Below are 16,033 nucleotides of genomic sequence, written 5' to 3'. Positions count from 1 at the left end.
GTCACGCTCATGTGCGCCACCAGCGGCGCAGTACCTCCTCCGCGGCTTTTCCGTGCGGGCTGTACGCGAGCCGGGCAGGGGTCTCGCCGCTGTCCGGCCAGTCGTCCCACATCCACCAGCACACCCCCGCCCACCAGCGCTCGCCGTCCAGCGCCGAGAGCAGCGCCTGGTAGGCGGCGGCCTGTTCGGCCTCCCCCGGCCGCCGGCTGACGGTCCAGGAGTACGGCGCCGTGGTCGTCCCGCGCTGGCTGACGTAGCCCGCCTCGGTGAACAGCACGCGGCGGTGGTGCCGGGCGGAGTAGGCGGACAGCTCGCCGATGACGGGCCGCCAGGCGGCGCGCAGCCGGCCGGCGTCGGTGGTGGGGCGGTGGGCCAGCGGCCAGTAGGCGTCGACGCCGATCAGGTCGAGGGCGCCCCAGAAGGGGACGTGTGCGTACTCGTCGTAGTTGGCGGCGTAGACCAGCGGACCGTCGTAGCGCTCCCGTACGGCACGGATCACCGCCCGCCAGCGCGCGCCGTCCCGTGAGGTGCCGGCCAGTTCGGTGCCGACGGCGAACTGCTCGACGCCGAGTGCGCCCGCCAGTTCCGCGTAGTGGCCGATGAAGCGGGTGTAGGCGGCGAACCAGGCGTCGGGGTCGGCCGGGGTGATGCCCGCGCGGTCGCCGCCGCCGGTGAGGTCGACGTGCGGCTTGAGCAGCACCTTCAGCCCGGCGGCGTGGGCCTGCCGGACGATCCGCCGCAGGCTCGTGTCGCTCGCGGTCTCCCCGGTGGTGCGCATCGCGGAGTCGTGGACCCCGGACTGGTACCAGGTGGGGGTGAAGGACACCCACCGCGCGCCGGTGTCGGCGATGCCGCGCAGGTAGCGCCCGGCGGCGGGGCTGTCGTAGTCCTCCGCCGCCCAGGAGGGCAGCGCGATGCCGCGGACCCGGTCGCCCGCGCCGGTCCCGGGGCCCTGGTGCGGCCGGTCGTCGGGGCGGTCCGCGGGCCGGGCGCCGACGGTGGTGCAGCCGGCGGTCAGGGCGAGGACCGCCGCCGCGACGGTCGCGGCGGCGGTCCTCCCGAGCAGGGTCATCCGGCGGTCGCGGGGCTGACGAAGGTGTAGCCCAGGGCGCGGATGCCCTCGACCGTCTCCTTGAGCGGCTGGACCGGGTAGTAGGGGTGGTAGAAGAAGCTGGCGAAGCTGTCGCGGACGGCGAGGTTCGCCTTGGCCGAGGCGATCAGGTCGGCCGGCAGGCGTGCCGGGTGGTTGTTGTAGGCCTCGGGCTCGTAGTTGCCGATGTTCTCGGGCAGCACCTTGGTGCCGTACACGTCCTTGACGACGTAGGGGAAGAACTGCCCGATGAAGCGGTTGGGGTCGGCCGTGCCGCCTCCGAGGGTGCCGGCGAAGTACAGCGAACGCTCCAGGCGCGCGGTGTAGTTCTGGGCGAAGACCTTGTAGTCGGTGGCGGAGGCCGCGTAGTGCGGGGTGGTCCACAGTCTGGGCACCGGGAGGCCGGCGAGGGCGAACTGGGCCAGGCCCAGGGTGACCCGGGTCTGCGCCCACAGCGCGGAGTCGCCGGTGACGGGGCCGTCGTAGACCACGTTGTCGGAGGCGTCGACGTGGGCCCGGTAGAACTCGAAGTCGTCGCCGGTGACGCCGTTGTAGGGGTTGGCGGTGTTGCCGTGCTGGTGGGTGTAGCCGTGGTTCATCAGGACGGCACCGTGCTGGAGCATGTACTTCAGGGTGGAGACCAGCTGCGGGCGCTGCGCCAGGGTGACGGTCTCCGGCTGCCCGTTGTTGTAGGTGCCGTTGGGGTCGGTGTAGACGGGGATGACGTTGATGCCGTACGGGATCTGCTCCGCGGCGAGGTAGTCGGCGATGGCCCGCAGTTCGGCGGGGTCGGAGTTCGGGCTGATGTCCTCCAGCCGCATCATGGCCCGGTGCCGCTCGGCGGTGCCGGGGGCGAGGGAGTCGAAGAGCAGGTCCTCGAACGCGATGACGCGGTCGCTCTCGGAGACGTAGGCGAAGGGGATCTCACCGACGTAGGTGAGGTTGCCCGACCGCACCGCCCACGGGAAGTCGGTGCCGGTGCTGGTGTCGCGGGCGGTGGCCAGCTGCGTCACCGCCGGGTAGCCGGGCCCCGACATGACGGCGGGCCGCAGCACACCGCCGTCCTGGCCGGCCGGGATCTTCCGGGTGAGGGTCTGGTCCTTGTACGTCACCTGCGTGACGGTGCCGACGCTGCCGTTCGCCTCGAAGTACGACGCGGTGGGGTCCCAGCCGTACTTGTCCTGGAACTGGGTGACGCCCGTCGCGTTGGCCAGCGACCAGATGTTGTCGGCGAGCCAGGTCACCGGGCGCGTGGTGGTGACCACGTCCTGGTAGAAGGCGGCGGGGACGGCGTCCGGGACGCTCCCGCCGTAGTAGGTGGAGCCGATGTAGTAGGTGGCCGTGTACTGGTCGACCATGCCCGCGGTGTACTGCGCGACGGGCTTGGCGGTCGCGGTCCCGAAGTGGCCGGCGAGGTTGGCGGTGGCCATGGCGTAGAGCTCGCCGAGGTGCCCGTAGGGGCCGGCGGTGTCGTACAGGACGAGCGCGGTGGTGCCTGCGTCGGCTGCCGCCGCGGTCCGCGCGGGCCTGGCGGCCAGCGGGGCGCGCGCGCCGGTCAGGTCGCGGTCGGCCCGTGGCGGCCGGATTCCGCCGCGGAGCGGGCCCTTGGCGCGCCGGTCGCGGTCGGCGGCGCGCTGGGCCTTGGCCCAGCCGGTGAAGTCCGCCTTCCCCAGGCCCGCGCGGCCGCCCGGGAGTCCGCCGTGGTGGCGGTGGTCCCCCTTGCCGGCCGGGCCGCGCCCCGCGGCGCCGCCCGCCGGGGCGGACAGGAATGCGGCCCCGAGCAGGGCCGCGATGAGCATGACGATGACGGAGACCCAGGACTTCCCGGACCTCCCGATGCGGGATTGCATGTTTCCCCCCATTGCACCTACGGAACAGGCCGCCGATTGTTCAGAGCGGCAATGCCCGCTGTCAACCCGATCATCGGATTCGCTTCTCGTTCGATCATCCATTCAGTCGCGGAAACCGAAGCCCTCGGAAGGGTGAATTTCTCTTTCGGCGCACGCCCGGGAGCTGGGGCGATGTACAACGCGCCCTGCCTGCCAGCTCAGGCTTCACCTGGAGGCCGATGATCATCAAAAAGTATCTGCTAACTTCCTGCCCTGGAGTTCCGGGCCGCCTTTCGCACCGGAACACATTGGGGGGACTCACTCATGTACGGAAGGACCGCACTGGGCACAATGCTGCCGCTGGCCGGTATGGCCACGGCTTCGAGGTCTGTTCCTGGCATTCCGTTCGCCAGGGGTTTACAAATAGCGGCAGGAATGGGCTTCCTGCTGTATTGCTTGATCGCATTCGGTCTGATAGCGGCGAGACTCTGGCTCCGCCGGTCCTCGGCCCGCGCGGCGGCGGCGGCCGGCCGCCCCTCCGGGGGCGGGTCATGACCGGCCGGCTCGCGTTGTGGGCCGCGACCGCGCTGATCGTGCTGGCCGGGACCTACAACACCACGCTGTTCCTGCTCTCCCGACGGCACATCCGCCGCGTCCGCCGGCCGGGGCGGCAGCGCTTCTACGTCTTCCTGCTCGCCTGCCTCAACGAGGAGAAGGTCCTCGCCGAGAGCCTGGCCCGGATCACCTCGCTACCCGCGGACAGCTTCGTGGCGCTGGTCGTCGACGACGGCTCCGACGACCGTACGGCCGAGGTCGCCAGGGCCGCCGACAGCTCCCGGGTCTGGCTCTACCAGCGCCGCCTCCCCGACGCCCGGCGCGGCAAGGGCGCGGCGCTCAACGCGGGCGTGCGCCACCTGCGGGCCGCCGGGCTGCTCGGCCACCGCTCCCCCGAGGACGTCGTCATCTGCGTCGTCGACGCCGACGGCCGGCTCGACCCGCACACCCTCCGGGCCGTCGACCCGTACTTCGACGACCCGGCCACCGGCGCCGTCCAGATCGTCGTCCGCATGTACAACCGGCACCTGGGTCTGCTGGCCCGGCTGCAGGACATGGAGTTCGTCGTCTACGGCGACGTCTTCCAGAGCGCCCGGCGCTTCCTGGGCAGCGTCGGCATGGGCGGCAACGGGCAGTTCATGCGGCTGTCCGCGCTCGACACCCTCGGCGGCGAGGGTCCCTGGAGCGACAGCCTGACCGAGGACCTCGACCTCGGGGTCCGGCTGATCGCCCGCGGCTGGCGCAACCAGTACTGCACCACCGCCGCCGTCTCCCAGCAGGCCGTCCTCGACGTGCGGCGGCTGGTGCGGCAGCGCTCCCGCTGGTTCCAGGGCCACCTCCAGTCCGCGAACCTGGTGCCGCTGATCCTGCGCGAGGTGGCCACCCGCCCGGCCCTGGACCTGCTCTACCACCTGTCCAGCCCGGTGCTGATCCTGCTGACCTCGCTGCTGCCGCTCTCCTTCCTGATCGCCGTGGCCGGCACCGTCGCCGCCTCGTTCCAGGAGGGCCGGCCACTGGTCTCGCCGATGTGGCTGCTCGGCCCGTACCTGCTCTCCTTCACCGCGGCCTACGTCTACGGCTTCGTCTACGCCAAGCGCGAGCGCACGCTCGGGCTGGTGCGCTCCGTCCTGGTGGCGCACGCCTTCATCCTCTACGGCTACATCTGGTTCGCCGCCGGCTGGTGGGGCCTGTGGCGGATGCTCACCGGCAAGCGCACCTGGCTGAAGACCGCGCGCACCTGACGGCCCGTACTCCTTCTCCAGCCGATCACCCGCACCACCGTCCCAGGGGGGAACCATGTCCGCTTACCCAGTCGAATTGCCCGAAGTGCCGGGAACCATCCGGGCGATGCTCGTCCTCGGCACCCGGCCCGAGGTGATCAAACTGGCCCCGGTGGCCCGCGCCATGGCGGCCTCGCGGCATTTCGAGCCGATCGTGGTCACCACCGGGCAGCACCGCGAGATGCTCCACCAGATGCTGGACCTACTGCAGGTGCCGGCCAAGGCCGGCCTCGACGTGATGCGCGAGCGCCAGCAGCTCTCGGAGCTGACGGCCCGTCTGGTCGAGGGGCTCGGCGAGGTCATCAGGAACGACCGTCCGGACCTGGTGATCGTCCAGGGCGACACCACGACCGCGCTGGCCGGTGCGCTGGCCGCCTTCTACGAGCGGGTCCCGGTCGCCCACGTCGAGGCGGGGCTGCGCACCGGGGTCCTCGACAACCCCTTCCCCGAGGAGCTCAACCGCCGGCTGATCGGCCGGATGGCCCGCTGGCACTTCGCCCCGACCCCGCGGGCCGCCGCCCACCTGCTCGCCGAAGGCACGCCCGACACGCAGGTGTTCACCACCGGCAACACGGTCATCGACAACCTGCTGTGGGTGCTCGGCGAGGGCGTCGGCCGCAGCGCCTTCCCCGGCACCGGCCGCCGCCGGGTGCTGCTCACCCTGCACCGCCGGGAGAACCAGGGCGAGCGGATGCGCGCCATGGGCCGCGCGCTGCGCCAGCTCGGCCAGCGCGGGGACGTGGAGATCCTGCTGCCGCTGCACAAGAGCCCGGCCGTGCGGGACGCGCTGCTGCCCGAGCTGACCGGCCACCACGCCGTCCACGTCGTCGAGCCGCTGGGCTACCCCGACTTCGCGGCCACCCTCGCCGACTGCGAGCTCGTCCTCACCGACTCCGGCGGCATCCAGGAGGAGGCCCCGAGCCTGGGCAAGCCCGCGTTGGTGCTGCGTACGACGACCGAGCGGCCGGAGGCCGTGGAGGCGGGCGCGGCCCGGCTGATCGGCACCGACCCCGAGGCGATCCTGACGGCCGCGGGCCGGCTGCTGGACGACCCCGCCGAGTACCACCGGATGGCGACCGCGGGCAATCCCTTCGGCGACGGACGGGCGGCCGAACGCGTCCTCGCCCAGCTGGCCGAGGACTTCGGGGAGGACGTGCCGACCGCGCTCTCCTCCGCGGTCCCGCCGCCCCGCGCCCCGGAGCCCTCCCCCGCGGCATGACCACCGCCCTGAGGTCCTCCGCCTCCGGGCCCCTCCGTCCCCCGCGGCGGAGGGGCCCGCGGTCCGCCGGACTGGTGCTCGCGCTGCTGATGGTGGTGGGCGTCGCGGTGTACGCCTGCCAGGGGCGCGGGAGCGCCGGGCCGGGCTGGACGGACGGCACGGTGCACGGGCCCTGGCTGTCGGTGTACGACGGCTACGGCGACAACCGCGGGGACGCCACGTCATTGCTGCTCACCCCGGGCCTGGCGGACCGGCCGGACGTCACCCACGCGGGTCTGGTGGTCTCCACCGCGGAGTACGGGGACCTGGTGTACGCGGCGCGCACCCGGACGCTCCGTCAGCTGCGCACCCCGCGCCCCAACCCGTGGGAGGTGCCGTGGCTGGTCTGGGCGTACCGCGATCCGGAGCACTTCTACTACGTCGCCCTCAAGCCCAACGGCTGGGAGCTGGGCAAGCGCGACCCGGCGTACCCGGGCGGCCAGCGCTTCCTGGCCACCGGCCCGACGCCGTTCCCCACCGGGCACGGGTACCGGATCGAGGTGGAGCAGCGCGGCCCCGCGCTCACGATCACGGTCGACGGGCGCTTCCTGACCTCGTTCACGGACGCCGAACGCCCGTACACCCGCGGCGCCGTGGGCGCCTACACCGAGGACGCCCGGGTGGAGTTCCGCGACATGGCAGTGCGGCGCCTGCCCCCGGTCGGGTGAGGGCAGACGCCGCGTTCCGTTCCGTACGCCCTTGTACGGGACGTCTCAGGGGTGACGGGAGGTCAGACCGTCAGCGGGCGATCCGTGGGACGGATCGGGGCCGGCAGGGTGCTCGCGCCGGTGAGGTAGTGGTCCACCGCGCGGGCCGCGGAACGGCCCTCGGCGATGGCCCACACGATCAGCGACTGGCCGCGGCCGCTGTCACCGGCGACGAAGACCCCGTCCACGTTGGTGGCGAAGTCCTTGTCGCGGGCGATGTTGCCGCGGGCGTCGAGCTCCAGACCGAGCTGCCCGACCAGGCCGTTGCCCTGGTCGGTGCCGGTGAAGCCCATGGCGAGGGTGATCAGTTCGGCCGGGATGACCTTCTCGGTGCCGGGCTGCGGCACGAACTTCCCGTCCTGGAACTCGACCTCGACCAGGTGCAGCGCCTTGACGTTGCCGTCCTCGTCGCCCTCGAACCGCACGGTGTTGACGGCGTAGACCCGCTCGCCGCCCTCCTCGTGGGCGGAGGTGACCTTGTACGTCATCGGCATGGTCGGCCAGGGCTGGTGCGCCGGGCGGTCGTCCGTCGGCCGCGGCATGATCTCCAGCTGGGTGACCGAGCGGGCGCCCTGGCGGTGCGCGGTGCCGACGCAGTCGGCGCCGGTGTCGCCACCGCCGATGACGACGACGTGCTTGCCCTCGGCGGACACCGGCGGGGTGACGTAGTCGCCCTCCTGCACCTTGTTGGCGAGCGGCAGGTACTCCATGGCCTGGTGGACGCCGCCGAGTTCGCGTCCCTCGACGGGCAGGTCGCGCCACTGGGTGGCACCGGCGGCGATGACCACGGCGTCGTAGCGCTTGCGCAGCTTGGCGCCGTCCATGTCGCGGCCGATCTCCACGCCGGTGCGGAACTTGGTGCCCTCCGCGCGCATCTGCTCGATGCGGCGGTTGATGTGCCGCTTCTCCATCTTGAACTCGGGGATGCCGTAGCGCAGCAGACCGCCGATGCGGTCGGCCCGCTCGTACACCGCGACCGTGTGGCCGGCCCGGGTCAGCTGCTGCGCGGCGGCGAGGCCAGCCGGGCCGGAGCCGATGACGGCGACGGTCTTGCCGGAGAGCCGGTCCGGGGGCTGCGGGGTGACGTCCCCGCTGTCCCAGGCCCTGTCGATGATGGTGACCTCGACGTTCTTGATGGTCACCGCCGGCTGGTTGATGCCGAGCACGCAGGCGGACTCGCAGGGGGCCGGGCAGAGGCGGCCGGTGAACTCCGGGAAGTTGTTGGTCGCGTGCAGGCGCTCGCTGGCGGCCTTCCAGTCCTCGCGGTAGGCGTAGTCGTTCCACTCGGGGATCAGGTTCCCCAGCGGACAGCCGTTGTGGCAGAAGGGGATGCCGCAGTCCATGCAGCGTCCGGCCTGCTTGGAGATGATCGGCAGCAGGCCGCCGGGAACGTAGACCTCGTTCCAGTCCTGCTTGCGCTGCTCGACCGGGCGGGTCGGAGCGGTCTCGCGGGGCGTGGTGAGGAAGCCCTTCGGGTCAGCCATTTGCCGCCTCCATCATCTTCGCGACGGTCTCGGACTCGGAGAGCCCGGCTTGCTCGGCGGCGTTCTTGGCGGCGAGCACTGCCTTGTAGTCCCGCGGCATGACCTTGCCGAAGCGGGTGAGGGTGCGGCCCCAGTCGCCGAGCAGCCGCTCGGCGACGGTGGAGCCGGTCTCCTCCTGGTGGCGGCGCACCACGTCGTGCAGCCACTTGATGTCGTCGGCGTCCAGTTCCTCGACGTCGACCATGCCGGTGTTGACGTTGTCCGGGTCGAGGTCGAGGACGTACGCGATGCCGCCGGACATGCCGGCCGCGAAGTTGCGGCCCGTCGGGCCGAGGACGAGCGCGCGGCCGCCGGTCATGTACTCGCAGCCGTGGTCGCCCACGCCCTCGGACACGACGGTGGCGCCGGAGTTGCGGACGCAGAAGCGCTCGCCGGTGGTGCCGCGCAGGAAGAGCTCGCCGCCGGTGGCGCCGTAGGCGATGGTGTTGCCGGCGATGGTCGAGTACTCGGCCAGGTGGTCGGCGCCCCGGTCGGGACGTATGATCACCCGGCCGCCGGACAGGCCCTTGCCGACGTAGTCGTTGGCGTCGCCCTCCAGGCGGAGCGTGATGCCCTTGGGGAGGAAGGCGCCGAAGGACTGGCCCGCGGAACCGGTGAGGGTGATGTCGACGGTGTCGTCGGGCAGGCCCGCGCCGCCGTACTTCTTCGTCACCTCGTGGCCGAGCATGGTGCCGACCGTGCGGTTGACGTTGCGGACGGCGATCTGGGCGCGGACCGGGTCGCCGTTGTCGAGGGCGTCCTTGGCGAGCGCGATCAGCTCGTTGTCGAGCGCCTTCGCGAGGCCGTGGTCCTGGTCGGTGGTGCGGTGCATGGCCGCGCCCTCGGGCAGCTCGGGCACGTGGAAGAGCGGGGCCAGGTCCAGGCCCTGCGCCTTCCAGTGGTCCACCGCCGCGGTGGTGTCGATCAGCTCGGCGTGCCCGACGGCCTCCTCGAGCGAGCGGAAGCCCAGCTCGGCGAGGAGCTCGCGGACCTCGTGCGCGATGAACTCGAAGAAGTTCACCACGTACTCGGCCTTGCCGGAGAAGCGGTCGCGCAGCACCGGGTTCTGGGTGGCGATGCCGACCGGACAGGTGTCCAGGTGGCACACCCGCATCATCACGCAGCCGGAGACCACCAGCGGCGCGGTCGCGAAGCCGAACTCCTCGGCGCCCAGCAGGGCGGCGATGACGACGTCGCGGCCGGTCTTGAGCTGGCCGTCGGTCTGCACCACGATGCGGTCGCGCAGGCCGTTGAGCAGCAGCGTCTGCTGGGTCTCGGCCAGGCCCAGCTCCCAGGGGCCGCCCGCGTGCTTGAGCGAGGTCAGCGGCGAGGCGCCGGTGCCGCCGTCGTGGCCGGAGATCAGCACGACGTCCGCGTGGGCCTTGGAAACACCCGCCGCGACCGTGCCGACGCCGACCTCGGAGACCAGCTTCACGTGGATGCGGGCGGCCGGGTTGGCGTTCTTCAGGTCGTGGATGAGCTGCGCCAGGTCCTCGATGGAGTAGATGTCGTGGTGCGGCGGGGGCGAGATCAGACCGACGCCGGGGGTGCTGTGCCGGGTCCTGGCCACCCACGGGTAGACCTTGTGGCCGGGCAGCTGGCCGCCCTCGCCGGGCTTGGCGCCCTGGGCCATCTTGATCTGGATGTCGTCCGCATTGACCAGGTACTCCGACGTCACGCCGAAGCGGCCGGAGGCCACCTGCTTGATCGCGGAGCGGCGCGCCGGGTCGTACAGGCGGTCCGGGTCCTCGCCGCCCTCGCCGGTGTTGGACTTGCCGCCCAGCTGGTTCATGGCGATGGCCAGCGTCTCGTGCGCCTCGCGCGAGATGGAGCCATAGGACATGGCGCCGGTGGAGAAGCGCTTGACGATCTCGGAGACCGGCTCGACCTCGTCGACCGCGATGGGCGCGCGCTCGCCGTCCCTGAGCCGGAACAGGCCGCGCAGCGTCATCAGGCGCTCGGACTGCTCGTTCACCCGGTCCGTGTACTGCTTGAAGATGTCGTAGCGGCGCGAGCGGGTGGCGTGCTGCAGCCGGAAGACCGTCTCCGGGTCGAACAGGTGCGGCTCGCCCTCGCGGCGCCACTGGTACTCGCCGCCGATCTCCAGCCGGCGGTGCGCCGGGGCGATGCCGGAGGCGGGGTAGGCCTTGGCGTGCCGGGCGGCGACCTCCTTGGCGACCACGTCGAGACCGGCGCCGCCGATCTTGGTGGTGGTGCCGTGGAAGTAGGTGTCGACGAAGTCGGTGTCCAGGCCGATCGCCTCGAAGACCTGGGCGCCGCGGTAGGAGGCGACGGTGGAGATGCCCATCTTGGACATCACCTTCAGCACGCCCTTGCCCAGCGCCTTGATCAGGTTCCTGATGGCCGCCTCGGGCTCGACGCCCGAGATGAAGGTGCCCGCCCGCAGCAGGTCCTCGACCGACTCCATCGCCAGGTACGGGTTGACCGCCGCGGCGCCGTAGCCGATGAGCAGCGCGACGTGGTGCACCTCGCGGACGTCGCCGGCCTCGACCAGCAGGCCCACCTGGGTGCGCTGCTTGGTGCGGATCAGGTGGTGGTGGACGGCCGAGGTGAGCAGCAGCGACGGGATCGGCGCGTGCTCGGCGTCCGAGTGCCGGTCGGAGAGAACGATCAGCCGGGCGCCGTCCTCGATGGCGGCGTCCGCCTCGGCGCAGATCTCGGTGAGCCGCGCGGCCAGCGCCTCCCCGCCGCCGGAGACCCGGTACAGACCCGACAGGGTCGCGGCCTTGAGGCCCGGCAGGTCGCCGTCGGCGTTGATGTGGATGAGCTTGGCCAGCTCGTCGTTGTCGATCACCGGGAACGGCAGGGTGATGGTGCGGCAGGAGGCCGGGGAGGGCTCCAGCAGGTTGCCGGACGGGCCGACGGCGCTGATCAGCGAGGTGACCAGCTCCTCACGGATGGCGTCCAGCGGCGGGTTGGTGACCTGCGCGAACAGCTGCGTGAAGTAGTCGAAGAGCAGCCGGGGCCGCTCGGAGAGCGCCGCGATCGGGGAGTCGGTGCCCATGGAGCCCAGCGGCTCGCCGCCGGTCTTGGCCATCGGCGCCAGGATGATCCGCAGCTCCTCCTCGGTGTAGCCGAAGGTCTGCTGGCGGCGGGTGACCGAGGCGTGGGTGTGCACGATGTGCTCGCGCTCGGGCAGGTCGTTGAGGTGGATCAGGCCGGCGTCCAGCCACTCCGCGTAGGGGTGCTCCGCGGCGAGCTGCGCCTTGATCTCGTCGTCCTCGATGATCCGGTGCCCGACCGTGTCGACCAGGAACATCTTCCCGGGCTGCAACCGGCCCTTGCGGACCACCCGGTCGGGGGCGATGTCGTGCAGCACGCCGGACTCGGAGGCGAGCACGACCAGGCCGTCGTCGGTGACCCAGTAGCGACCGGGGCGCAGGCCGTTGCGGTCCAGGACGGCGCCGACGACCGAACCGTCGGTGAAGGTGACGCAGGCCGGGCCGTCCCAGGGCTCCATCAGCGTGGAGTGGTACTGGTAGAAGGCCCGCCGGGCCGGGTCCATGGAGTCGTGGTTCTCCCACGCCTCGGGGATCATCATCAGCACGCTGTGCGGCAGCGAGCGGCCACCGAGGTGGAGCAGCTCCAGCGCCTCGTCGAAGGTCGCCGTGTCGGAGGCGTCCGGGGTGCAGACCGGGAAGATCCGCTCCAGGTCCCCGTCGAAGAGGCCCGAGGCGAGCTGCGACTCGCGGGCGCGCATCCAGTTGCGGTTGCCCTTGACGGTGTTGATCTCACCGTTGTGGGCGACGAAGCGGTACGGGTGCGCCAGCGGCCAGCTGGGGAAGGTGTTGGTGGAGAAACGCGAGTGCACCAGGGCGATCGCGGTGGCGATGCGCTCGTCGGACAGGTCGGGGAAGAAGGGCTCCAGCTGGCCGGTGGTCAGCATGCCCTTGTAGACCAGCGTGCGGGCCGACAGCGACGGGAAGTAGACGTCCGCCTCGCGCTCGGCGCGCTTGCGGAGCACGAAGGCCGGGCGGTCGAGGGCGGTCCCGGCCCTCCCGGCGCCCTGGGCGTCCGCCACGAAGAGCTGGGCGAAGTGCGGCATCGTCGAGCGGGCGGTGGCGCCCAGGCTCGCGGGGTCGGTCGGCACCTCGCGCCAGCCGAGGACGGCGAGGCCCTCCTCGGCGGCCAGCCGCTCGATGGACTCGACGGCCTTGCGGCGGTCCTCGTCCTCGACGGGCAGGAAGGCCGTGCCGACCGCGTAGTGGCCGGCGGCGGGCAGCTCGAATCCGGCGACCGCCCTCAGGAACGCGTCCGGGACCTGCATCAGGATGCCGGCGCCGTCACCGGAGTCCGGCTCGGAGCCGGTGGCCCCGCGGTGCTCCAGGTTGCGCAGCACGGTCAGGGCCTGCTCCACGAGCGCGTGGTCCGCCTCACCGGTGAGGGTGGCCACGAAGCCGACGCCACAGGCGTCGTGCTCGTTGCGGGGGTCGTACATCCCCTGGGCGGCGGGACGGCCGTCCATGTGGGACCGGCCGGAACCGGAGCCGCCGGCGGCCTGGGGGTGCGTGGACGCGGAACGCATCGGCTCTCCCGTCGTCGTCATCTGGCATATGACATGCGCACTAGGGACGACGTTGGCCCTCTGCGATTTCGTGCAGGTTACATGATGGCCGGATGGCCGAAAAGTGGATAGCCAGTTCCATCATGTGGACTAAGCAGCGCTACGAGCAGGCAGTTTTGGGCCAGCATCGCTCACGTGAGACGCAGGCGACTCTGCCCACGGCGCCACAGACTGATGCCCTGTGTCGGTCGCGCTGAAACGAGCGGGTAACACGTGGCTTGTGGCCGTCACCCGGCTCAGCCGACGGCGGTGCCGAACAGCGCGCCCAGAACGAAGGTAACCCCGGCGGCGGCTCCGCCCAAGACGAGCTGCCGAAGTCCGCTGAACCACCAGCTGCGCGCCGTCACACGCGCCACAGCCGCCCCGCACAGGAAGAGACCGACCAGCGCGACGATCACGGCGGGCCAGACCACCGTCGCGCCGAACAGGTAGGGAAGCACCGGCAGCAGGGCGCCGATGCCGAAGGACAGGAACGAGGAACCGGCCGCGACCAGCGGCGACGGCAGGTCGGTGGGGTCGACGCCCAGCTCCTCGCGGGCGTGGATCTCCAGGGCCTGCTCCGGGTCCCTGGACATCTGCCGGGCCACCTCCTCGGCCAGCTCCGGCTCGACGCCCCGGGCGACGTACAGCGCGGCCAGTTCACGCATCTCGTCCTGGGGGTTGCGGCGCAGTTCCAGCCGCTCGACGTCCAGCTCCGCCTGGACCAGCTCCCGCTGGGAGGCGACCGAGGTGTACTCGCCCGCGGCCATCGAGAAGGCGCCCGCGGCGAGACCCGCCAATCCGGTGATCACGACGGTGGAGGGGGCCACGTTGCCGCCGGCGACACCCGTCATCAGCGCCAGGTTCGACACCAGGCCGTCCATCGCGCCGAACACGGCCGGGCGCAGCCAGCCGCCGCTCACGTCGCGGTGGGTGTGGTGCGCCACGTGGTAGGGCGTGGCCTGCTCGTCCTGCCCCGGTGCCCGCTCGGGGGCCGTGCCCGTTGCGCTGCGTTCCGCGGCTGACGGCATGGTGGTCACGGTGCTCCTTCCCCCGGGGCGCTGGTCCCCGCTTCCTTCCCTCGAACACCTCGACCGTACGCGCGAATTCCCTGCGTTTCCAGCAAGGAAAGCCTGCCCTACCTGCGAAAACGCGCCGCGGCCGCCGTCACCGGGTGGTGGACGGCGGCCGCGGGCGCGCGACGTAGGCGTCAGAGGTTCTTGGCGGGCTTGGCCTCGGCGTCCACGGGGACGGCGGCGCCGTCCTCCTCGTCCTCCCGGTCCGCGCCGGGCTCCGTGGCACCGGCGTCCGCGTCCTCGGTCTCGGCCTCGGGGTCCTTGGTACCGGCGGCCTCGGCACCGGCGTCCTTGTCCTCGCCGGAGGTTTCGGCCACGGCGGCGGCGGCCGCCGGCTCGACGATCTCCTCACGGCCCGGCCGCAGCCTCGCCGAGACCACGAAGTAGGCCACCGCGGCGAGGAAGACCAGGATCGACGTCCAGTCGTTGAGCCGCAGGCCCAGGACGTGGTGGGCGTCGTCGACGCGCAGGTACTCGATCCAGAAGCGCCCGACGGTGTACGCCGCGACGTAGAGCGCGAAGGCGCGGCCGTGGCCGAGCTTGAAGCGCCGGTCGGCCCAGATGACCAGCAGCGCCACACCGACGCACCACAGCGACTCGTAGAGGAAGGTCGGGTGGTACGTCGCGACGTCCAGGGTGTCCGCCGGCCGGTGCGCGCTGTCGATCTTCAGCGCCCAGGGCACGTCGGTGGGCTGCCCGTACAGCTCCTGGTTGAACCAGTTGCCCCAGCGGCCGATGGCCTGGGCGAAGGCGATGCCGGGCGCCACGGCGTCGGCGTACGCGGGCAGCGAGATGCCCCGGCGCCGGCAGGCGATCCAGGCGCCGAGGGCACCCAGGGCGATCGCGCCCCAGATGCCGAGGCCGCCCTCCCAGATCTTGAACGCGTCGACCCAGTTCTTGCCCTCGCCGAAGTAGAGCTCGTAACTGGTGATCACGTGGTAGAGGCGACCGCCGACCAGGCCGAACGGCACCGCCCAGACGGCGATGTCCGCGACCGTGGTCTTCAGTCCGCCGCGGGCGGCCCATCGCCTGCCGCCGAGCCACACGGCCACGAAGACACCGATGATGATGCAGAAGGCATAGCCGCGCAGAGGGATGGGGCCGAGGTGGATGACCCCGCGCGACGGGCTGGGGATGAATGCGATGAGTTCCATGGCACTGCCGACGCTACCGTGCCGGGCGGGTGCGGCGGGCACCCGCCCGGCAACGGCTGGATAACGGGCGGAGGCCTCAGCCGCTCTGCGCGGCCGTGGGAGAGCCCGCCGCGGGCGTCGAAGCGCCCCGAGGACCCGACGCGCCCGGGGTCGCGGACGCGCCGGGCGGGGTCGCCCCCTGGGTCCCGGTGCCGGGCTTCTTGCCCTTGTTGGCCTCGGTGACCAGCTGCTTGAGCCGGTCCGCGGTCAGGTTGGGCTGCCCCTTCGCGAGCAGGTTCTCGCCGCCGTTGAGCAGGATGGTGGGCGTGGAGTTGAACCCGGCGGTGCTGAAGGCCGCGTTGTTGGCGTTCACCCAGTCGTCGTAGGTGCCGTCCTTCACGCAGGTGGTGAAGGCGGAGTTCTTCAGCCCCGGCACCTTGCCCGCCAGCTCCAGCAGGTGGTTCTTGTCGGCGAAGCGGTCGTCGTTCTCCTGCGGCTGGTTCTGGTACAGGACGTCGTGGTAGGCGCGGAACTTGCCCTCGTCCTGGGCGCAGGCCGCGGCGTTGGCGGCGTTGAGCGAGCCGCTGCCGCCCAGGTTCCCGTCGATCAGCCGGACGAGGTGGTACTCGACCTTGAGCTGGCCCTGGTCCTGGAGGCCGTGGATGGTGTCGCGGAGCTCGTTCTCGTACGCCGCGCAGGCCGGACAGCGGAAGTCCTCGTACACGGTGAGGGTGGACGGCGCGTCGCTCGCGCCGTTGGGGAGGGCCAGCCTGTCCTTGCCGGTCGCTCCCACCGGGGTGACGGCCGGGGCGGCGGAACCACCGTCGCCGCCGCTGTTGGACACCACGACCCCGATGACCGCGCCGACGGCCAGGACCCCGATCACGGAGCCCGCGACGACCAGCGTCCTCTTGCGCTTCTGCCGGCGCTCGTCCTGTGCGCGCTGCTCCTGCATCCGGTCCCGGGCGCTGCGCTTTCCTTCACGGTTCTTCTCGCTCACACCCAGGCACAACGAACC

10 protein-coding genes are annotated in these 16,033 nt (G+C 71.8%); 3 read left to right on the top strand and 7 right to left on the bottom strand.

Annotated features, from left to right (window positions below; all coding sequences use genetic code 11):
• Nucleotides 1–7 precede the first annotated feature (7 nt).
• Together ACFZAU_RS16545 and ACFZAU_RS16540 are read right to left on the bottom strand one after the other, a co-directional pair.
• On the bottom strand, nucleotides 8–1,072 hold the full coding sequence (locus ACFZAU_RS16545; RefSeq protein WP_500552728.1) for a glycoside hydrolase family 113: 1,065 nt from the start codon (nucleotides 1,070–1,072) through the stop codon (nucleotides 8–10).
• Nucleotides 1,069–2,940, bottom strand: a complete 1,872-nt coding sequence (locus tag ACFZAU_RS16540; RefSeq protein WP_500552727.1) for a DUF2334 domain-containing protein — start codon at nucleotides 2,938–2,940, stop codon at nucleotides 1,069–1,071. Before ACFZAU_RS16540 ends, ACFZAU_RS16545 begins: the two co-directional genes overlap by 4 nt.
• Nucleotides 2,941–3,470: 530 nt before the next feature.
• Between ACFZAU_RS16540 and ACFZAU_RS16535 the strand changes: the two genes are divergently transcribed.
• The 3 genes from ACFZAU_RS16535 to ACFZAU_RS16525 are packed head-to-tail and all read left to right on the top strand — an operon-like array spanning nucleotide 3,471 to nucleotide 6,680.
• Nucleotides 3,471–4,715, top strand: a complete 1,245-nt coding sequence (locus ACFZAU_RS16535; protein ID WP_500552726.1) for a glycosyltransferase family 2 protein — start codon at nucleotides 3,471–3,473, stop codon at nucleotides 4,713–4,715.
• A 55-nt stretch (nucleotides 4,716–4,770) separates the two neighbouring features.
• Entirely contained in the window at nucleotides 4,771–5,973 is a 1,203-nt protein-coding gene (gene wecB, locus ACFZAU_RS16530; protein WP_500552725.1) for a non-hydrolyzing UDP-N-acetylglucosamine 2-epimerase, read from the top strand.
• Entirely contained in the window at nucleotides 5,970–6,680 is a 711-nt protein-coding gene (locus tag ACFZAU_RS16525; RefSeq protein WP_500552724.1) for a calcium-binding protein, read from the top strand. Before wecB ends, ACFZAU_RS16525 begins: the two co-directional genes overlap by 4 nt.
• 62 nt (nucleotides 6,681–6,742) lie before the next feature.
• Here the strand turns inward: ACFZAU_RS16525 and ACFZAU_RS16520 are convergent, their stop codons facing one another.
• From ACFZAU_RS16520 to ACFZAU_RS16500, 5 genes are all read right to left on the bottom strand, one after another.
• Nucleotides 6,743–8,203, bottom strand: coding sequence for a glutamate synthase subunit beta (locus tag ACFZAU_RS16520; protein WP_500552723.1), 1,461 nt, complete (start codon nucleotides 8,201–8,203; stop codon nucleotides 6,743–6,745).
• A complete protein-coding gene (gene gltB, locus ACFZAU_RS16515; RefSeq protein WP_500552829.1) occupies nucleotides 8,196–12,788 on the bottom strand; it encodes a glutamate synthase large subunit in 4,593 nt (1,530 codons plus the stop codon). The genes ACFZAU_RS16520 and gltB overlap by 8 nt, the downstream gene beginning before the upstream one ends.
• Nucleotides 12,789–13,063: 275 nt before the next feature.
• Complete coding sequence (locus ACFZAU_RS16510; RefSeq protein WP_500552828.1) at nucleotides 13,064–13,837, bottom strand: VIT1/CCC1 transporter family protein; 774 nt, start codon at nucleotides 13,835–13,837, stop codon at nucleotides 13,064–13,066.
• Nucleotides 13,838–14,016: 179 nt separating this feature from the next.
• Nucleotides 14,017–15,036, bottom strand: a complete 1,020-nt coding sequence (gene lgt / locus ACFZAU_RS16505) for a prolipoprotein diacylglyceryl transferase (protein WP_500552722.1) — start codon at nucleotides 15,034–15,036, stop codon at nucleotides 14,017–14,019.
• A 76-nt stretch (nucleotides 15,037–15,112) separates the two neighbouring features.
• Nucleotides 15,113–16,015 carry a DsbA family protein gene (locus ACFZAU_RS16500; RefSeq protein WP_500552721.1) on the bottom strand — a complete coding sequence of 301 codons (903 nt, stop codon included), beginning with the start codon at nucleotides 16,013–16,015 and terminating at the stop codon, nucleotides 15,113–15,115.
• Nucleotides 16,016–16,033 lie beyond the last annotated feature (18 nt).

Source organism: Streptomyces sp. NPDC008238, assembly GCF_042956445.1.
GTDB lineage: Bacteria > Actinomycetota > Actinomycetes > Streptomycetales > Streptomycetaceae > Actinacidiphila.
This window is presented reverse-complemented; position numbering and strand designations above follow the sequence as displayed.

Coding starts and splice junctions, on each gene's coding strand:
- ACFZAU_RS16545 (WP_500552728.1), bottom strand. CDS start 1,072: ATGACCCTGCTCGGGAGGACCGCCGCCGCGACCGTCGCGGCGGCGGTC.
- ACFZAU_RS16540 (WP_500552727.1), bottom strand. CDS start 2,940: ATGCAATCCCGCATCGGGAGGTCCGGGAAGTCCTGGGTCTCCGTCATC.
- ACFZAU_RS16535 (WP_500552726.1), top strand. CDS start 3,471: ATGACCGGCCGGCTCGCGTTGTGGGCCGCGACCGCGCTGATCGTGCTG.
- wecB (WP_500552725.1), top strand. CDS start 4,771: ATGTCCGCTTACCCAGTCGAATTGCCCGAAGTGCCGGGAACCATCCGG.
- ACFZAU_RS16525 (WP_500552724.1), top strand. CDS start 5,970: ATGACCACCGCCCTGAGGTCCTCCGCCTCCGGGCCCCTCCGTCCCCCG.
- ACFZAU_RS16520 (WP_500552723.1), bottom strand. CDS start 8,203: ATGGCTGACCCGAAGGGCTTCCTCACCACGCCCCGCGAGACCGCTCCG.
- gltB (WP_500552829.1), bottom strand. CDS start 12,788: ATGCGTTCCGCGTCCACGCACCCCCAGGCCGCCGGCGGCTCCGGTTCC.
- ACFZAU_RS16510 (WP_500552828.1), bottom strand. CDS start 13,837: ATGCCGTCAGCCGCGGAACGCAGCGCAACGGGCACGGCCCCCGAGCGG.
- lgt (WP_500552722.1), bottom strand. CDS start 15,036: ATGGAACTCATCGCATTCATCCCCAGCCCGTCGCGCGGGGTCATCCAC.